This window comes from Sphingobacterium sp. UBA6317 (genome assembly GCF_002440385.1).
In the GTDB taxonomy this organism is placed as follows: domain Bacteria; phylum Bacteroidota; class Bacteroidia; order Sphingobacteriales; family Sphingobacteriaceae; genus Sphingobacterium; species Sphingobacterium multivorum.
Genome location: NZ_DJTD01000060.1, coordinates 10331 through 28808 on the forward strand (window position 1 = coordinate 10331; position 18478 = coordinate 28808).

Here is an 18478-nt window from a genome sequence, read left to right on the forward strand (position 1 = left end):
TCTTTTTCGTTCGTTTGTTTGTCGTGCGTTTTGGCCATGCGGTTGGACAGACACACTCTTTGCCAAGTTTGGATTTTAGCGTTGGCTGGTATGGCTTGGCAATGTGTGTGGCTGTTGAGCGTTGGCATTAGTATCGTTTTAATTTATTCAAGCTATTTCCGTCAATTGTTTTTATAATTGAATACACATCTTCTTCTTTCTTACATTCTTCACCTATTTTTTTCTCAAGACCTTCTATTGTTTGAATGTAGAAATCTTTGAGAGTCAAATTTGGTGTTACAGGAGTTAGTAACTCTGATTCACCTTCGGTTGTAAAACCTACAAGTGCATACGGTCTTTTGTCATCAGGGCAATAAAAAGAAGTTGCTTTGTCTTTCGGTTCTAAGTAAAGGCAAATATTATCTAGTGGCTTAAATGAATAAATATATTCATTACCTGATATTGAAAATACTGAAAATTGTAATAATGTGTCTGTTTTGATGATTGAATCCAATCGGTACTTTTTCAGCTCAGTGATGATTTCAAACGTGTCTTGAAGCTCCCTCTTATAGTAATTTGATTTTGGGTTATAATGAGACGTTTGATTTAACGCCCTCTCTCGATACCTGTCAAGTCGTTCTAAAAGTGCTATATCAAAACCTATGTGGTTGAAAAAATCTGTACATTTCATGATTAATGTACTCAATGTTTGAGAAGTTATCGGAATGGCTTCACCATTGTCTTGTCTTAAAAATTTTGACGGAATAATTTCTCTTAAAATCTCTTCTAAGGCTGATCTCAAATTATTCCCACATGCATTATAGTCGATGTTTTCAACATCATTAAAATATTGATATGCTTTTTGCAAATAGGATTTATAGGTCGTGATTGATGGTATTCTTTTTCCATCAATCTGCGTGGCTTCATAAAGCTCAAATACTTTCCAATATTTTGAAAAAGCATTATCCAATTTGTCTTTATTATCTTCACCTTGCTTTTTTAATTCAGTAGAATGCTTAACCTTTATGTAACTTAAAGCAGATTGGAAAAACACCCTATCATGCGTCAATATGATTAGCTGATAATCCTTTAAATACTCCTCAAGAATAATAGATAAAACAACTTCACGGTTACCCATATCCAAACTGAGTAGCAAATCATCAAGGATCAGGATTTTGGGTGATTCTTTTACAAATTTCTCTTTTAAAATAGCCATTCTAATTGCTAAGGCAATTGAGGAAAGTCTGGCTTCATTAAGAAAAGTATGAACTCTCGATATTTTACTTGATACTTCGTCCAAATTTGAATCTATAAGCCAAGCTTCAAGGTAAATTTCAGGTGCAATTGTCTTTTTGTTTCTCCCTTTGTTGTGCGTATTGAATTCATTATAAGTGCAATTTTGATAATCAAATTCTATTTGAAAATCTTCCTTGAATTTGTATTTAAGGTAGTTATTGGCCGTTTCAGTTATTTTTTTGAGATAGAAGTCAAAGTCTGAATTAAATGTTGATACCAAACTTTGAAAATGGGTGTATTCTGGGTCGTAGATGCCTGGATAAGGGTCTAAACCATCTTTTAAATGATTCCACCAAACTTCAAGATTGGTGGAAACAATTGTTCCATCAATTTTAGTTAATGATGTTCTTAAATTGATGAACGGCAAAAGATGTTTTTCAAAATACCCGAAAAGCTTAACCCTGCTTTTATTGGTGAAATTGTAAATGTTAAAAATTGATTTGTAATCTATCAGGTCACTGGTAAGCGTTATTTCTTTGACAAAATCATCTGTTCTAGTATTAACAGTAGTATTGGAAATCCGTTTTACACGAGGGTCTGAAGGGTCATTCTCAAAGAGAATTTCAATGAAAGAATCTTCATCATCATTAGCGTAACGATTCTTTAAACTCTCCTCGCTTTTTGTTATAGGTAAAAAATATTTTTGAACTTGCCTAACATCAGTTTTGAATACACTTTGAAAAAATGTGTACAAAGCCCAATAAATAGAGCTTTTTCCACTTCCGTTTTCACCGTAAAGCAGAATGTGTTTTCGTTCAAAGTCAAGTTTCCTTTTTCCGTAAAAGAACTTGAAGTTTTCTAGAGTGATTTCCTTAATTCTATACATCACTTAGCCGCTTTAATCGGCATTACAATATCTGCCAGTTTGATGTCCATTAATTTCAGGTTGTTGCGGATTTCATTGTCTTTCTCTCGCAACTTTTGATAAGCACGGTGGATGATTTCAATCTGTTCTGACTGAGGCTTTCCTTCTATGCTCTCAAAATCCCGTTCTGCATATTTGATAAATTCAATACCCGCTTTTTCAAAGTCCTCTTTAAAGTACAACTCCATCACCATAGCATCTATTACTTCTTCAAAAAGTTGGGCAATGTGGGAGTTGGGGACGTGTTTATCAAAATCTTTGAATTTGTTTGTTGCTAAGGTATATGTGCATATATTATCAAATATCGATTGAATGGACTGATTGGCTTGTTTAATAGGTATTTTACGGAGGAAAGTTAATTTTACTTGTGCAAAAACTTTACCTTGCTCTTGAATTAGTAGGCTGTACATATAGTTACCTACCCCTGAATTCAGTATACATAGTAAATATTTTAAATTATATGCGTGGTCTCCTGTAATAATCGAATGAACTGAATCAATACAGTAAAATGGTTCCTCAATGTAAGTGGCTATTAAATCAGCAGATGTTTGGCGAAGAAATATTTTTGGACTCTCAAAATATTTATCGTCCCTTTGACACCAGAGCCAGTTGCCATATTCTATGTAAGAAGAATCCCAATTAAGTTTATATCGAAATATTTCTCTTCCTTTCGTGACGGGTTTTGAATTTTGAGATACTATAGACTCTCTGAAGTAATTTATCTTTTCACCTTGAACTTTCGCATAAACAGTTATGCCTTGACCGCTTTCATAAACTTCGCCTAATAACTTGGAATCGATTAAAAAGGCTTTTAATTTTTCCTTGTTCTTAATACTTGAAATTGAAAATGTTTCATGATCAAATTCTGTATCATCAAGAGTTTCTGATTCGATTAGCTGTAAACCTCTTTGGTTGAATTCAAATCTCTTGAATGCACTTTTTTTATGCTTAGGATTATTACTTAAAATAGTGATACAACTATCAACAACAACTGAAGAAAATACACTTTCAATTCTATCACTAATCTCTACTATTTTTGTTTTTTCAATCATCCACTTTCTTAGCGCCTGAAATTGATTATAAACAGTAAATGTGTGTGGAGTTATATATGAAAGAACGCCATATTCAGATACTAAATCATATCCTCTTTTAAAAAAGAAGATATATACATCATAGTGCTTGGATATTACCTCTTTGAAAATTGATTGAAATTTAATTTTATCTTCTTTCGTTGAAACCTCATTATAAGGCGGATTCCCAATCACCACATCAAATTTCTCTACACCAAACATCCACTTTGGGTCAAACCAATCTGATTTTTCGTGTCCAAAAGGGTTCCAGGTGCTGAGCTGGTAAGCACGGCTTTCTTTGTCAGAAAACAAACTCAGTTGGTCTTTAAACATTTTTTGCTGCACCTTTAAAAACTGCTCTTTGATGCGTTGTTTTTGCTTACCATAGCTTTGGATATAGTCGTTTCGGAGTTCTTCCAATTCCTGCATTTCCTCCCAATTGTCAAATAAACCACGTTGTCCGTTTTCTTCGGGGAGTTTTATTAACGTATCTGCTGTAACAAATTTGAATTCCAAGTTTGGTAAAGGTTCAATACCTCGGTTGGGTTTGTTTTCGTCAATATTTTCATCTACCACCAAAGAAAGGAAGCAACGCAATTTGGATATTTCGGCAGCTACAGGCTGTATATCCACCCCGTAAAGGGAATTTTGTATGACGCCAATTTTGCGGGCATACTCTACTCCCGAGGATTCCATTTTTTCTTTGAGTTGTTTGCGAACTATGGCATTTGAAACACGAGCCACTTGTCTTTTTTTCCACCACACAGCATCAGGGTCAAGCTTTTGCAGGGCTTGCACAATCTTTTGCAACACACCCATAGGGAAAGCACCCGAACCGCAAGCAGGGTCAAGAATTTTTACTTGGTCAAGAGTGTCTAAAATGGCTTCTGTTTCGGCTTTGGTAAAATCAAAGTCCTGCTTGTCCATCATTTTAAAGATGGGGCGAAGTTGGTCTTGCGGCAGATTGGTTTTGTTGTGGATGTATTGCACCAAACTTTCGGTGGCCATATAGTCCACAATTTCTCTTGGGGTGTAAAAACTACCTGTTGCTTTTCGGGCGGTTTCTCCACTGTCAGGGTCTATTTCTGCCAACAGGTTTTCAAAAATGCGCCCCAGCATTTCAGGGTCAACGCTTACTTCTACATCCGTTACCGAGTTTTCATCAATGGTGAAGTTGTATTTCTCCAACTCTTCAAAGAACTTCACAAACCATTGGTCATCAATGTTGAGTGTATTCAGGTTTTGGCTTAATCCTGTAATGTTGCTCGGCTTGTAATAATCTTGGTTGCCCGGTTCAAACAAACCTCCGTTTAAGAATGGAATTTGGTTAGCACCTTCGGGCAAGTTTTCTATCCGCTGTTCAACAGGCGTGTTTAAGGTTTGGAAAAACAGCCGTTCTAAAATAGTGTGATAGTAGCCGGAATATTCTTTAACTGCTTTTGAAGAGAGTAAACTTTCAGGAAGCAAAGGAGCCTCTGCATCTGATTTTTTCATTTTAAGAAACCAGCAGAACACTGTTCTACCAATTAATCGCACCGCAAATTCTTGGTACACTTGTCGGTTTTCTTTGGGAACAGAAGGAAGTTGCAAAATGCCTTTACCGTAATCGGTTACTTTTTTGCCTTTGCCAATTTTACCACCAACTAATTCATAGAAGTAGGCTTGAATGATTTTGTAAAATTCTTCATTCAGAGCCTCAACACTAAAGGCATTGAGAATATCTTGGAGGGCAAGCGATTTCCCTGTGAGTTTGCTCAATCGGTCAGAAGGCGTTCTTACCTTTTCACCTTCGCCCAATAAATAGGTATAGCGTTTGGGTTCGGTTGCTTGTTCAATAACTTCTCCTTCGTCATTTAAAACCTTGATTTCCGATACAAAGGATAGTCTCCATTTTTCTTGCTGAACAAACACGATAATCGCACCGTCCACATCATATTGATAGACATTACGCAGCAATTCACGTAAACCCACTTTGTTGCGTTCGAGCCACACTTCGGGCTTTACTTCAATTTTATATAAACCAATAATGCGGTCGTCAGTGGTGGTGAAGCTTCCTAATTCAAAAGCGGCATTGGCTTTGTCGTTGCTTTTTAGAAGTATCGGCTTTGGTTGAGCTAAAAGACCCAACTTGGCACCAAAAACAGATTTTAGCACTTCCAACCAAGAAGCATCATCAAATGCTTTGCTGAATATTTTATGTAGGGTTACTTTATCCATTAGTCAATAAATGTTTCAGTGATCACAATTTCGGGTGTTACATTCAAGTCAATTTCTACTTGTAGTGAATCTTCATCCTCCCCATTATCAAAAGCATCATACTTTTGGGCAATGGCTACAATCAAGTTATCTGCCTGACCATAAGAAATGGTCTTTTTATCCAATTGGCGTTTCAGTTTTCTTATTTCGTTTGGCAAAGGAGTAAATGTTCCTTTGTCAATTAAATTCAGTAGTGCCTCACATGCTTTTTTGGTGTCATCTTTCCGAGTGATGGATTTAAAATCACGCATAAACTTTTTGGCTTGTGCGGAAATGGCATCCGCTTTATCGGTGGTAGTTACTGTTTCTGTTGTTGAGCCCAAAAAGTCTTTATCAAATTCAGTTAAAGCCGCTTGCACATTTTCAAAGTGGACAGGCGGAATGTCATATCCTTGCTCAGCTGCTTTGGCTTCAAATTGTTCTACGGCTTCTAAAAAAGACAGGGCTTTTACCTCATTGTCTTTATTCACGCTGTAAAACTCCATTTTGTACGGAGATTTAAGGAATATTAGTGTGGTATCTTTCGAATCCTCTGTATTTACGTTGTTGTTTTTTCGAGCGGTTCTTGCTTTTAGTGGGAAGCTTTTTATTCTCTTAAACTCCTTTGGATTGGCGTCTTTGAACTCTCGAATAAAACGGAGATACAAAAGTCTTTTATCTTCTTCGTCAGGCAATCCTTCTTTGAAAAGCTCAAATTGTTCTACTAACTCTTCGTGGGTAAATACTTGTGCGTCTTCACCATAAGCGGAGTGAAAGCCTTGTAATTTAATCAAGGCATTTTTATACAATTTAATTTCCTCATCACCGTGTTGAGAAGGATAAAAAATGTAATTGTAAACAACGCCTGCAACGCTTCCAATTCGGTTGATTCTGCCGATACGCTGCATCAATCTTGTGGCATTCCAAGGCGTGTCGTAATTTACTAGAACATTAGCTCTATGCAGGTTTACGCCCTCTGCCAATACATCTGTGGTAATAAGAATTTGATAGTCGTCTTTTCTTTTTCCCGGGTAGTTGGCATCAAAATTTGCCTGAATCGTTTCAAAAATCTTGTTTCTATTAGAAGAAGATATTTTCAATACGCCTTTGCCTTTGTAAGCTTCGAGCTTTTCAGCCAGATAATCAGCCGTATCATTACTTTCTGTAAAGATTATAAGTTGTCCTGTTGGGTTTTTGTCCTTATTCAGAAGTTCATTTTCAAGTGCTTGAAACAACTTGTCAATTTTTGGGTCTTCTTTAACCAATTTCCACTCGTCATTAAGTTCTCTGAGTAAAGCTTCATCCTTTTTTAGACCCATTAAAAATTCCGGTTCAAAATCCTCGGCTTTGAAAATGTTATTTTTAGGGTTTTCTGTACTCAACTGAATGATAAGTTCTTCTATTTCTTCCATAGAAAAACCTTTTTCAACCAACTCGTTGATGTTCAAATCAGGCGCAATAAGAACCTTGTCATTTTCGAACATCTTTATCATTCGTTGTGTAGAAACCAAAAGATTGTTCAACGTGATTTTAAAAGCATGGAAACTGCTTTCCAGTCGCTTGATCATGAGCGTTTTCATGATACCTGCAAGCGATTTAGAAATCAAAACCGCTTGGTCGTAATAAGCGTCTTGCAATTCTTCACTTAAGAATCTAATGGCTTGATATCGGAAATAGCTAATTTTATCTTCATCAGTCAGATAAAAAACGGTGTGATAAAATAGTTTACTGAGTTTTGTGTCTAGATTGTATTCAACCGTTTTTAAAGGTGCTATCTCAGGGAAAATAATTCCTTGATCCTTTAAATCGTCTATATATTTTGGGTAATTGGTTAAATCTCTTCGCGTTCTACGAACTGTAATTTGTGAAATCACCTTTTCCCTTATTGTGTTGTATATCTCCCTAATCTGATTGATGTTCGGCTCATCCGCTCGCATTAATTCACGATACTCACGAATAATAGGGCCAAAGAATGATTGAAGGTTCGTAACAGGAAGTGTGCTTCTGCGGGCATCCTGAAAAAGCAACAATTGATAGTACAAATCCTGTGGACGGTTATTCAAAGGTGTGGCAGAAATAAGAATGATTTTCTTGTTTTTACCTTTAACCAATCCTTCTCCGTTACGTGGAGCTTTGCAGATTCTTTGAAGCAGTCCGAAACTTTGGGAGGTATGATTTCTGTATTTATGGGCTTCATCCACTAAAATCAAATCGTAATCTTCTTTTGCCCAATAATTTAAATCTTCTCCATTTACAATTTTCTCAAGGCGTCCGTTAGTAATAAACTTTGTATGACGGTCTATACCAAACATCCTAAATGTGGTCTTCCAGTTCTTTTCCAAAGCAGGAGGGTACACAACGAGGATTTTTGTATTCAGTGAACCATTTGCAATTAAGAATCTTTTGGCAATCATTGAAGCAACAATTGTTTTTCCTAATCCAACTACATCAGCCAAAAAGAATCCGTTATGCTCCATAAGCATTTGAAAGCCTTGGTTAACCGCATCTACCTGATAGCTTAACTTTTTGTAGGTTTTGGGCAAATCTCCAACCGTGTCAGGATCGTAATCAATGTTATTTCCGAAATATTCAATAAGCAGTTTAAGATAAATTTCAAATGGAGTGAACGACTGTCCAATATGAGTTTTCTTTTTAAAGTCTTGAATGTCGGCAGGCAAAATGGTAGTTGATTGTTCCCACAACTTTTGAAATTCAGTTTTGGTGAATTCAACATCATCATAATCCTTTAAGGCAATATTCAACTCATAGTTTGGTGATTTCTTAATTCCCAGACCAGCTTCTGTAAGGTTTGAAGAACCCATAATTACCCAGCCATCAGTATGTTCTGAATGATTTTGAGGTAAGAATAAATAAAACTTAGCATGAATAGCTTTTGAGTTGTGCGCTCGGACTTGAATTCTTCCATCAATGACATCTTGAATAAAATCTAAAATGCCTTCTTCAACTTCCTGAGAATACTTGGCTTCCTTTAAGTCTTGAATGAACCAGTTGAGAAACTCTTCCTTTGTCTTTTGTTCGTCCCCAAAATATAACAGCCCTTTCTTTTGGGCGTCTGCAAACATTTGGTCAACATTAATACCAACTAATATTTTTATGTCTTTTATTTCCTTGAGATAGGGTTGTAAAGCAAAATATCCAGACGAACGAAAATAGCCCACAACAGCGTGAAAGGCGTAAACATCTTTCATGTTCTCCAAAATCCCTTTGAACTTTTGAAAGATTGTTTTCTCTTCAGTATTTGTAAAAAACTTAGTGCTCATAATTTCTTCAATACGTTTTTAAGTCCATCAGCCAAAAATTCCAAGTCACCGAGTTCACTTAAAACTGTCGATTGAATAAATTCTATCTGTACTTCTTTATCTTGAATTTCTAGAGTCTTAGCCAGTATCGGGAGCATTTCTTTTGTTGCCACTCGTTCACTTCTCTCAATTTTACTCAAAATGGAAGTGTCAATGTCGAGTTCGGCAGCAACCTTTCTAAGCGGAAGTCCCAGTTGTTCCCGTCTGTTTCGTAAATATTCTCCAAAAGAATTCATCTTGTCGTATTTGTTTGGACTTATTTGTCAAAAGTACGATTTATTTTTATTTCTGTCCTCCGTGCGTTGGGAAAAATTCAAGCTCTTTTGGTTTTTTAGTTTGGGTTATGCGTGTCGGCAAAAAACCAAATGTGCTTGAATGTGCGTTGGCTTTTTACACTGAGCGATAACGTATAGCTAAACGCAGTTGTGGGTTTAGAAATTGCTTCACTGTCCCACGTTGCAGAATTAAAATTAGGTATTAATAACTTCCTTACCACCATTGACCCCCACAATTGCGTTTAGCTTTTGTTGGTGGCAGTTACTCTTTGGGTTAGTTCATCTATTAATTTGCAAAAAATAGAAAAAGCAGGTTTGGGTGAGTAATCGTCTCTCAAAAGCCCAAACTGGTAAAATTTATCCTCGACAGAACTATTAGTGTCTCGTAAGCTAAATAATTCGTAGTGGTTAATATTTAATTCAGATTTCAAGCTATGGATAGTCCGCACAACTTTTTCAATAACGACCGCCTGTCTTTCATATGACCTTTGTTCGCCTGTCGGCCAGCCATTTTCGGTGATGTGAATAGGTATAGACTGAGGTATTTTACCTTCTTGAAAATTCACGTTCCGCACATATCTCAGAACATTTTTAACTGACTCTATTAAATCGTTGGGTTCTCCGTCCTCTGCCACCGGTCTGAAAACGTCAGGGTAGAAGTCTAAACCAATATAGTCAATAGCGTCTCGCAATTCAAGATATTCATCACTTCCTATTACTTGCCAAAAATTATCAGCAGGATTGAAAGAGGGGACGACATTGAAGCCAACTTTGGTTTGATATTTAAGCCTGTTTATTTCTTTTTTAGCTGTTAGAACACCATCCTTTAATGCCTTGTCTATATTTTCAAATCCTCCATCACCTGCAAAGGATACTCTTAAATTAGGTTCCTCAGTGATTTGTAAAGAATACAACTTACTACCAAATCTTTGGATGACGGTCTTAATCGTATTTTCCCAGTCGTCTCTTTGATATGAAATAGACCTATAACACAGAACTAAGTCAATTTTTCGTGTCTCATTTGAGTATTGAAGTATATTCTCTGGAGCTTCAAAAGCTAACTTACTATCACCAAGATATTGAATGTAGCCTCTAATAACTATGAAGCTGTCGTTTTGTTGTATTTCACTTAAAGCTGATTTTATTTTTGAAGGATTGTCAGGCTCTCCAGTCGCAAGTTCTGAGTCAGTACCCGCAACGCTTCCAATGTATATTCCAAAAGTCATAGTTTATAATTTTGTTTCAATAATTGCCACCAATGGCTCGGCGACTTGGCGAAGTAGCGAAGCTGTATCGAAGATACAAAAGCGGAGCTATTTAGCCAAGTCGCTTGTTGTAAGCAGTCCGCGAAGCGGCGGCTTACGGCAAGCGACGTAAGTCGCCGAGCCATTGTTAGCAAGGAGCGCAGCGGATTGCTAACAACGGATCAGGCGCTTGGCGCACGTGCTGGAGCATTGCTCCAAGCGCGTGTTAGAGGACAGTCCCGAAGGGCTGTACTCCGGCAAGCGCCTGATCCGTTGAGAGGGAAGCCCGGAGGGATTTCCTCTCAACATCTGTTTTAACGAAACGAATATACGGAAAATTTCGCTTAACCAACCCTATATACGTGTTTCGTTATTTGACTTTTCTTTCTACATAAGATATTGATATATTTGTATTTAAAAAATAAAACCGCACAAATAGCGAAACAAAATATTATAAAATACTATTTCCCTGATATGAATAGCGAAATCATACTTGAAACCTTCGAAAAGAGATTGCTGATGCAGAGATATGCTGGCAATACCATTAGATCGTACAAGGATTACGCTAGTATATTTCTTAAACATGTTAGCAAATATCCCTCCCTTGAAGAAATTCCACTGTCAGATATTGAGGCGTTTATAAACGAAAAAGTTCAAAATGGGAAAATTAGTGTTTCCTATCAAAAAGGATTAGTGGGCGCAATCAAGAAGATGTACGAACTGATATTGGACAAAAAAATCCAACTGGATTACTTATACCCGAAACGCTCATTTTCTAAATTACCTAAATTCTTTTCAAAAGAAGAAGTAAGAAATATTCTCGATAACACTCAAAATCTAAAACACAAGGCTATTCTGATGACAATCTATAGTTGTGGACTACGTCTTAGCGAACTGTTGAATCTCAAAATCAAAGACATAAAATCTTCCGATGGAATTATCAGAATCCATCAAAGCAAAGGTAATAAAGATCGGATTGTATCATTACCAGACAAATTGCTGGCGACTTTGAGACATTATTATCAAGCATTCAAGCCAAAGGAGTACCTCTTCGAAGGTGAGAAGGGTGGCAAGTATAGCGAACGAAGTGTACAGTTGATTCTGAAAAAAGCATTGATCAAAGCAAATGTTCAGTCGGAAGGCTCTGTACATACATTGCGACATTCTTATGCCACACATTTAATCCAATCAGGTATCGATATCCGAATTGTAAAAGAGTTATTGGGTCATGAAAATATAAAAACGACTATGATCTACACTCATATCACTGACATAGACAAGCAAAAGACTCCTAGCCCTCTTGATTTTTTATAAGAATAAGATGAACTTTTCACGCTCTATAGAAACAAGCATTATGCTCCAATCATTCTTTAAGAAGGGTTATTCTTCTAGCTTAACTTAACTTTGCTTAGGTTATTGAATAATCAATATTCAGATATAATTTGTCCGAAATGTGTCCGAAAAAAGAAAAAGCCACTGATTATCAGTGGCTTTTGTCGGGGTGGCAGGATTCGAACCTACGACCTCCACATCCCAAATGTGGCGCGATACCGGGCTACGCTACACCCCGAAAAGGTATCACCTTTGTTTTATGTGGCACAAATATCGAATCATTTTTTGACTTTGTCAACACCCTATAGAAAATTAATCACTAAACGACTGATTGATTGCATAATATTTTCATCAAAACAATATATTCTATTGAATTTAGCAATCAAAAACACCCTCCATATAGTCTACAAAGGAATATTCAAAATATCTTTAGATTATCCATTTCATTTTCATATCTTTGCATCCGATTTGAATATCAGTCAATAGTTTTTTAAAAAAGTATTTTTATATTCAGAAAATAAGTCGTAATATTGCATTCCGATTTTTACAGGATATAAATCGTTAATAATTACTCGAAATCATGGATTTAGTAAAATTTGTAGAAGAACAAGCGGTAGTAAAGAATGAAATTCCCGCTTTCAAAGCTGGAGATACCATCAGCGTTCATTATAAAATTCGCGAAGGAAATAAAGAGCGTGTACAGGTGTACCAAGGTGTAGTAATTCAATTAAACAGCGAAGGTGCTAACGCTACTTTTACCGTTCGTAAAATCTCAAACGGTGTAGGTGTTGAACGTATTTTCCCTGTAAACTCACCAAACATTGAAAAAATTGAAGTAAACAGCTACGGTAAAGTTCGTCGCGCGAAATTATTCTATTTACGCGGCCTTACTGGTAAAGCTGCTCGTATTAAATCGAAAAGAATCTAATTACGACTATTACAGCATAAAAAAAGGCTCTGAATATATTCAAAGCCTTTTTTTATTGACTATATTGCCCTGGCTTCTCAAACGCAGACAGCACAACCAACTTCCTTCTGTAATAAATTTAGGACAATTAGATAATGTCCTTCAAAATTCCAACCCTCTTTTTGCCGCGCTAAAACATTTTACTTACTTTTAGCACCGTATCTGAAAGGTAGAATCGTAGATGATTACAATAGCGGAAAACAAACTGGTATTGTTTCATCCCAACTTGGCTACCGCTAAAAATCAAACTGTATCTTGATGAGAACTATAGCTTTTATCCTTACTTTTATCATCTATCCGACCTTTATTTTTGCACAACGAAATCTGAATGAATTTCTTCAGCTACAGTCGCGCCCTCAAACGTATTATGTACTTCCAGTAACAGATGCGATCACGATTGACGGAAAGGACAGTGAAGCTTCCTGGTCAAAAGCGATATGGACAGATTCTTTTAAGGATATTGAGGGATCAAATAAACCTGCCCCTACTTTTAAGACACAAGTCAAGATGCTTTGGGACAAAGAAAATCTTTACATTTTTGCTAAGCTTCAAGAACCCCATATCAAAGGATATTTAAGACAAAAAGATACAATCATCTATCATGACAATGATTTTGAGATCTTTCTCAAGCCAAATCTATTATCGCCAGAATATATAGAGATTGAAATAAACGCATTAAATACCGTAATGGATCTTTTGATGACTAAACCTTATCGCTTTGGCGGCAGGGCTAATCTAAATTGGGACACAAAAGATATGGAAAGTGCAGTCTATCATGCTGGGTCCATCAACAATCCTCAAGACAAGGATGAATTTTGGACTGTGGAAATGAAAATACCTGTAAAAAGTCTAAAATACTTTGGCGAAGGAAATCAGATTAAAGCAAATGAAACCTGGAAGATAAACTTCTCACGTGTTCAGTGGCATTATGACAACACCGAAACAACCTACAGCAAGAGAAAAGACAACACGGGTAAGACGCTCGCTGAAGAGAACTGGGTATGGTCTCCAATCGGCCTCGTTAATATGCATTACCCTGAGCGATGGGGACATATAAAATTTGTTAACGACACAGACCATCAACCTATCGATGAGCAATTCCTCGCACTCGAAAAAGTTACCTGGAATATCTTTTACCTGCAACAGATCTATAGAAAGGATAAAAAACGCTATGCAACGTCAATTCAGGAGCTAAGCAAATTATATCCTGAAATTATAAATGAGCACAAAAATTATGAGATTGTATTTTCAAACAGTAATAATTTCTATCGCATTGAAATCAAGTCAAAAGCACAGCCTACATTAAAGACAACAATAGATAGCCAAGGTAATATCTATTTTTAATTTAATTAATCGAGCCATCTTCAATTCTGATTTTGAATAAAAATTGCTATCTTTGTATCCCGTACATAGAGCAACTATTATTGGTCATTTTGACCACATAAAATTGAAAATCCTTTAATTGTTATGACTAAATATATTTTTGTTACGGGCGGCGTTACTTCGTCGTTGGGGAAAGGTATTATTGCTGCCTCCCTTGCTAAACTTCTCCAAGCGCGTGGCTATAAAGTTACCATTCAAAAATTCGACCCTTACATTAACATCGATCCAGGAACATTAAATCCATATGAACATGGAGAATGTTATGTTACAGAAGATGGCGCTGAAACAGACCTTGACTTAGGTCATTACGAGCGCTTCCTGAATGTCCCTACCTCACAAGCAAATAACGTCACGACAGGCCGCATCTATCAACACGTTATCCAACAAGAACGTGAAGGTGCATATTTAGGAAAAACCGTTCAAGTGATTCCCCATATCACCGATGAGATAAAACGCAGAATGCAACTGTTGGGTGAGTCCGGCAAATATGACATTATCATCACTGAATTGGGCGGAACTGTAGGCGATATTGAGTCCTTACCGTTTGTGGAGGCCGTAAGACAGCTTCGCTGGGAATTAGGAGCCAATAATTCACTGGTTATCCATTTGACTTTAGTCCCTTATTTGGCTGCTGCTGGTGAGCTTAAAACAAAACCTACCCAGCATTCCGTAAAAACATTATTGGAATATGGTGTACAACCTGATATTCTAGTATGTCGTACTGAACATAAATTATCGCAAGAAATCCGTAAAAAATTAGCGCAATTCTGTAATGTCAACATCAACGCCGTCGTAGAATCTATCGATGCGTCGACGATTTATGATGTCCCATTATTGATGTTGAAGGAGAATCTTGATAAAACAGCATTAACAAAGCTAAAACTTTCCAACAAAAATGAGCCTGATCTGGAAAACTGGAAAAACTTTTTAGGTAAGCTCAAAAACCCGACAAGTGAAGTTAATATTGCTTTGGTCGGAAAATATGTTGAGCTTCCAGATGCTTACAAGTCTATTATCGAAGGATTTATCCATGCGGGCGCAACAAACGAATGTAAAGTAAAAGTGAGCTATATTGCTGCTGAAAGTGTTACAAAAGAAAATGTTGCTGAAAAGCTGAAAGGTATGGATGGAGTTTTGGTTGCTCCGGGTTTCGGTGAACGCGGCTTGGATGGTAAGCTAAATGCTATTCAGTATGTTCGTGAAAATAATATTCCGTTCTTTGGTATCTGCTTAGGTATGCAATGTTCGGTTATCGAATTCGGAAGAAACGTATTGGGATTAAAAGATGCCAACAGTTTTGAAATGGATGCCAACACCAGCAATCCGGTCATCAATTTGATGGAAGAGCAAAAAAATATCACCAATATGGGCGGTACAATGCGTTTAGGTGCTTACGACTGTGAAATTAAAAAAGGAACTAAGGCCTTTGCCATCTATGGTAAAACAAAAATTTCTGAAAGACACCGTCACCGTTATGAGTTTAACAATGACTATTTAAAACAATATGAAGCAGCTGGAATGATTGCTTCAGGATTCAATCCGGAGACTGGATTAGTTGAAATTGTCGAATTGAAAAACCATCCATTTTTCGTTGCCGGACAATTTCATCCAGAATTAAAGTCAACTGTTGCAAATCCTCACCCACTTTTTGTTAGCTTTGTAGCCGCTGCTTTGGCCAACAAAAAATCAAAGTAGTAATAGAAGGATACAATTAATTAAGTTTAATTATTAAAAATGGATAGAAATACCCTAATTGGTTTGGTCCTGATGTTTGCTATCATCACTGGTTCATTTTACCTGATGAAGCCTTCAGAATCGGAAATCAAACAAGAACAAGCGAGACAAGAGGCTAAAGCGCGCACAGAAAAAGGACTGCCTGCCGAAAGTGACTCTACCGCTAAAGCCAAAGCAGCACAAACAGCAGTGATTGCTGATTCGGCGGAATTGAAAAAGCCTTTTGGTGCGACAAAATTTGGAACGGAGAAAGTCATTACGATTGAAAACGAGAAAATCATTGCCAAAATCAGTACAAAAGGTGGTAAGGTTAAATCCGTAGAACTAAAAGGCGAAAAGAATTTCAATGGAAAACCTTTGATGCTTTTTGATGGTGAGGACAATAAGTTTGGTTTTCAATTTAACGCAGCTGGTCAAAACGTATCAACAAATGATTTATACTTCAATACAGAATCTTCGGATATCCAAGTTTCTGGTGAAGGTAAACAATCTGTAAAATTCCGACTAAATTACAGTGCCGAACAGTATATTGAATATGTGTACTCGATTGCTGGTAAAGGCTATAATGTTGGACTGGATATTAACACAAAAGGGATACAGAATTTAATTCCGCAGAGTCAAAAAACGTTGACCCTTAACTGGAACACCGCGTTGAGACAAAAAGAGCAAAACATAGAATCTGAAAGACAGAAATCTACACTTTATTATAAAGAAGATAATAAAGTAGATCATCTTTCAGAATCAAAAGATGCGGATGAAGCATTGGAGAAAAAAGTACAATGGATTGCATTCAAGCAGCATTACTTTTCTAATATCCTCAGTACTAAAGATGGTTTTGTCAATGCAAAAGTGGATGTAAAACATGCTTCAGAAACCGACATCGTCAAATTCTATAATACAAACGCAGAATTGGCATTTGATAATCATAAGGACAATAACTATTCCTTAAACTTCTTCTTTGGACCAAATCAATACAATGTATTGAAGGCCGAGGGTAATGACTACCAATCGATCATCAATATGGGTTGGGGCCCTATGCGTTGGATCAACCAATGGATTACAGTACCTGTATTTAACTTCCTGGATGGTTTCCATATGAGCTACGGTATCGTTATCCTTTTATTGACATTGATGTTGAAGCTGATTCTTTCACCAATGACCTACAAGTCTTATGTCTCTATGGCAAAAATGCGTGTATTAAAACCGCAGCTGGATGAGATCAAAGCAAAAGTGGGTGAAGATAATCAAATGTTGATGCAGCAGGAGCAAATGAAATTATACAAACAGGTTGGTGTAAATCCACTTGGTGGATGTCTTCCGCTTGTCCTACAAATGCCATTTACAATTGCGTTCTTCTACTTCTTTCCAAATTTATTTGAATTGAGAGGACAAAGCTTCTTGTTTATGAAGGATATGTCAACCTATGATACACTGTTTACATTTGCACCTATTTTTGGATCATTCAACCACATCTCTTTGATGTGTATCTTGATGACATTGACAACATTGTTGACGACTTGGTATAACAACGCTACATCTGGTGCTACAGGACAAATGAAATACATGGGCTATATCATGCCTTTGATTTTCTTCTTTGTTTTGAATAGCTTCCCAGCAGGTTTGAACTACTACTATTTCTTAAGTGCATTATTTACGTTCTTGACTCAGTTGGTTATTCGCACCATGGTGAATGATGAGAAAATCTTAGCTAAATTGGAGGAAAATAAAAAGAATCCAAAAGCAGATAAAAAATCGAGCTTCCAAACGAAAATGGAAGAGATGATGCGTGCACAACAACAAGCACAACAAAATAAAAACAAATCGTAAGATTTATCATACTGATAAAGAAGGCTTCCAAATTGGAAGCCTTCTTTGTTTGTGAACTTTTGTAGCATTTCGTCAAACCAAACGTTAAAAAGGGTGTTAATAGGTTAAAATTTAGAATATGAACTTTAAAAACATCGCCATATTGGCCATCTTAATCGTTAGTCTTGGAAGTTGCTCTGTGATCAAGAAGAACGCGAATGAGCAGAACACAGACAGTAGCATGTCGTCAGTAATTGGAAAAAAATGGCAATTGATTGAAATCAATGGACAGCCAGTAGCGGCTCAGATCAACGGTAAAATGCCTTACCTCCAGCTGGATGAAAAAAGTTACAGTGCAAGTGGGGGATGTAATGGCATCGGTGGAGAATTGACTTTATCAAAGAATGGAAAGGTTAAATTTGCTCAGGGTATGTCTACGATGATGGCCTGTCCGGATATGTCTATTGAACAAGCCTTATCCAAAAACCTGATTGCTGCAGATAACTATACGGTTAAGGATGATATTCTTAGCTTGAACAAAGCGAAAATGGCTCCCCTGGCAAAATTTAAGCTGATTCAGGACAACAAGCAACAACTTAGTGGAGCTTGGGAACTTGATTATATATCCGGCCCACGGATTGCTTTCGATGGCCTATATCCCAATCGTAAACCGACCATGATCTTTGATGCTTCCAGTGGTAAAGTAAACGGAAATAGCAGCTGCAATAACTACAATATGACTTTTAAAACGAATGGAAACACCATCAATTTTGGCCCCATTATGTCGACAAAGATGGCCTGCGAAGGTAATGGTGAAGCAACTTTCTTTTCGACCTTAGAAAAGGTAAATACCTTTAGCATAAGCGAGAATACATTGACATTTATCATGGGAGATATTGCTATTATGCGATTCAAACGGAAATAGAAAATTAGATTTTTGCTCCAAATGAAGTAAAACTGGCGTTGTTACGG

At 36.8% G+C, this 18478-nt stretch carries 11 protein-coding genes and 1 tRNA gene; 6 read left to right on the plus strand and 6 right to left on the minus strand.

Features of this window, described 5'->3' with window-relative positions; translation table 11 throughout:
• Positions 1 to 127: 127 nt before the first annotated feature.
• From B3E92_RS19705 to B3E92_RS19725, 5 genes are all read right to left on the minus strand, one after another.
• Entirely contained in the window at positions 128 to 2101 is a 1974-nt protein-coding gene (locus tag B3E92_RS19705) for an AAA family ATPase (protein WP_099372531.1), read from the minus strand.
• Positions 2101 to 5427, minus strand: coding sequence for an Eco57I restriction-modification methylase domain-containing protein (locus B3E92_RS19710; RefSeq protein ID WP_286898024.1), 3327 nt, complete (start codon positions 5425 to 5427; stop codon positions 2101 to 2103). The genes B3E92_RS19705 and B3E92_RS19710 overlap by 1 nt, the downstream gene beginning before the upstream one ends.
• A complete protein-coding gene (locus tag B3E92_RS19715) occupies positions 5427 to 8726 on the minus strand; it encodes a helicase-related protein (protein ID WP_099372529.1) in 3300 nt (1099 codons plus the stop codon). The genes B3E92_RS19710 and B3E92_RS19715 overlap by 1 nt, the downstream gene beginning before the upstream one ends.
• Positions 8723 to 9001 carry a helix-turn-helix domain-containing protein gene (locus B3E92_RS19720; RefSeq protein ID WP_099372528.1) on the minus strand — a complete coding sequence of 93 codons (279 nt, stop codon included), beginning with the start codon at positions 8999 to 9001 and terminating at the stop codon, positions 8723 to 8725. The genes B3E92_RS19715 and B3E92_RS19720 overlap by 4 nt, the downstream gene beginning before the upstream one ends.
• A 281-nt stretch (positions 9002 to 9282) precedes the next feature.
• Positions 9283 to 10266 carry a hypothetical protein gene (locus tag B3E92_RS19725; RefSeq protein ID WP_286848834.1) on the minus strand — a complete coding sequence of 328 codons (984 nt, stop codon included), beginning with the start codon at positions 10264 to 10266 and terminating at the stop codon, positions 9283 to 9285.
• 492 nt (positions 10267 to 10758) lie between these two features.
• Here B3E92_RS19725 and B3E92_RS19730 point away from each other — a divergent pair, with 492 nt between their 5' ends.
• Positions 10759 to 11598, plus strand: a complete 840-nt coding sequence (locus B3E92_RS19730) for a tyrosine-type recombinase/integrase (RefSeq protein ID WP_026357444.1) — start codon at positions 10759 to 10761, stop codon at positions 11596 to 11598.
• Positions 11599 to 11780: 182 nt separating this feature from the next.
• Here B3E92_RS19730 and B3E92_RS19735 read toward each other — a convergent pair.
• A tRNA-Pro gene (locus tag B3E92_RS19735) sits at positions 11781 to 11854 on the minus strand.
• Positions 11855 to 12196: 342 nt separating this feature from the next.
• Between B3E92_RS19735 and rplS the strand changes: the two genes are divergently transcribed.
• The 5 genes from rplS to B3E92_RS19760 all read left to right on the plus strand — a co-directional run bounded on the left by rplS (position 12197) and on the right by B3E92_RS19760 (position 18431).
• Positions 12197 to 12544 (plus strand): 50S ribosomal protein L19, encoded by a 348-nt coding sequence (gene rplS, locus B3E92_RS19740; protein ID WP_046671854.1) that lies wholly within the window; start codon positions 12197 to 12199, stop codon positions 12542 to 12544.
• A gap of 297 nt (positions 12545 to 12841) precedes the next feature.
• Positions 12842 to 13927, plus strand: a complete 1086-nt coding sequence (locus B3E92_RS19745) for a carbohydrate-binding family 9-like protein (protein ID WP_248932530.1) — start codon at positions 12842 to 12844, stop codon at positions 13925 to 13927.
• Between the two features lie 123 nt (positions 13928 to 14050).
• The gene (locus B3E92_RS19750; protein ID WP_088162903.1) at positions 14051 to 15661 is read left to right on the plus strand and encodes a CTP synthase; all 1611 of its coding nucleotides are present in this window, start codon (positions 14051 to 14053) and stop codon (positions 15659 to 15661) included.
• A 39-nt stretch (positions 15662 to 15700) separates the two neighbouring features.
• Positions 15701 to 17527 carry a membrane protein insertase YidC gene (yidC, locus tag B3E92_RS19755; protein WP_120333254.1) on the plus strand — a complete coding sequence of 609 codons (1827 nt, stop codon included), beginning with the start codon at positions 15701 to 15703 and terminating at the stop codon, positions 17525 to 17527.
• 118 nt (positions 17528 to 17645) lie between these two features.
• Positions 17646 to 18431 (plus strand): META domain-containing protein, encoded by a 786-nt coding sequence (locus B3E92_RS19760; RefSeq protein ID WP_286898030.1) that lies wholly within the window; start codon positions 17646 to 17648, stop codon positions 18429 to 18431.
• Positions 18432 to 18478: the final 47 nt, after the last annotated feature.

Excerpts from the sequence above, each read along its gene's own strand:
- B3E92_RS19725 (WP_286848834.1), bottom strand. The coding sequence starts at position 10,266 with ATGACTTTTGGAATATACATTGGAAGCGTTGCGGGTACTGACTCAGAA.
- B3E92_RS19730 (WP_026357444.1), top strand. The coding sequence starts at position 10,759 with ATGAATAGCGAAATCATACTTGAAACCTTCGAAAAGAGATTGCTGATG.
- B3E92_RS19710 (WP_286898024.1), bottom strand. The coding sequence starts at position 5,427 with ATGGATAAAGTAACCCTACATAAAATATTCAGCAAAGCATTTGATGAT.
- B3E92_RS19705 (WP_099372531.1), bottom strand. The coding sequence starts at position 2,101 with ATGTATAGAATTAAGGAAATCACTCTAGAAAACTTCAAGTTCTTTTAC.
- yidC (WP_120333254.1), top strand. The coding sequence starts at position 15,701 with ATGGATAGAAATACCCTAATTGGTTTGGTCCTGATGTTTGCTATCATC.
- B3E92_RS19750 (WP_088162903.1), top strand. The coding sequence starts at position 14,051 with ATGACTAAATATATTTTTGTTACGGGCGGCGTTACTTCGTCGTTGGGG.
- rplS (WP_046671854.1), top strand. The coding sequence starts at position 12,197 with ATGGATTTAGTAAAATTTGTAGAAGAACAAGCGGTAGTAAAGAATGAA.
- B3E92_RS19760 (WP_286898030.1), top strand. The coding sequence starts at position 17,646 with ATGAACTTTAAAAACATCGCCATATTGGCCATCTTAATCGTTAGTCTT.
- B3E92_RS19745 (WP_248932530.1), top strand. The coding sequence starts at position 12,842 with ATGAGAACTATAGCTTTTATCCTTACTTTTATCATCTATCCGACCTTT.
- B3E92_RS19715 (WP_099372529.1), bottom strand. The coding sequence starts at position 8,726 with ATGAGCACTAAGTTTTTTACAAATACTGAAGAGAAAACAATCTTTCAA.
- B3E92_RS19720 (WP_099372528.1), bottom strand. The coding sequence starts at position 9,001 with ATGAATTCTTTTGGAGAATATTTACGAAACAGACGGGAACAACTGGGA.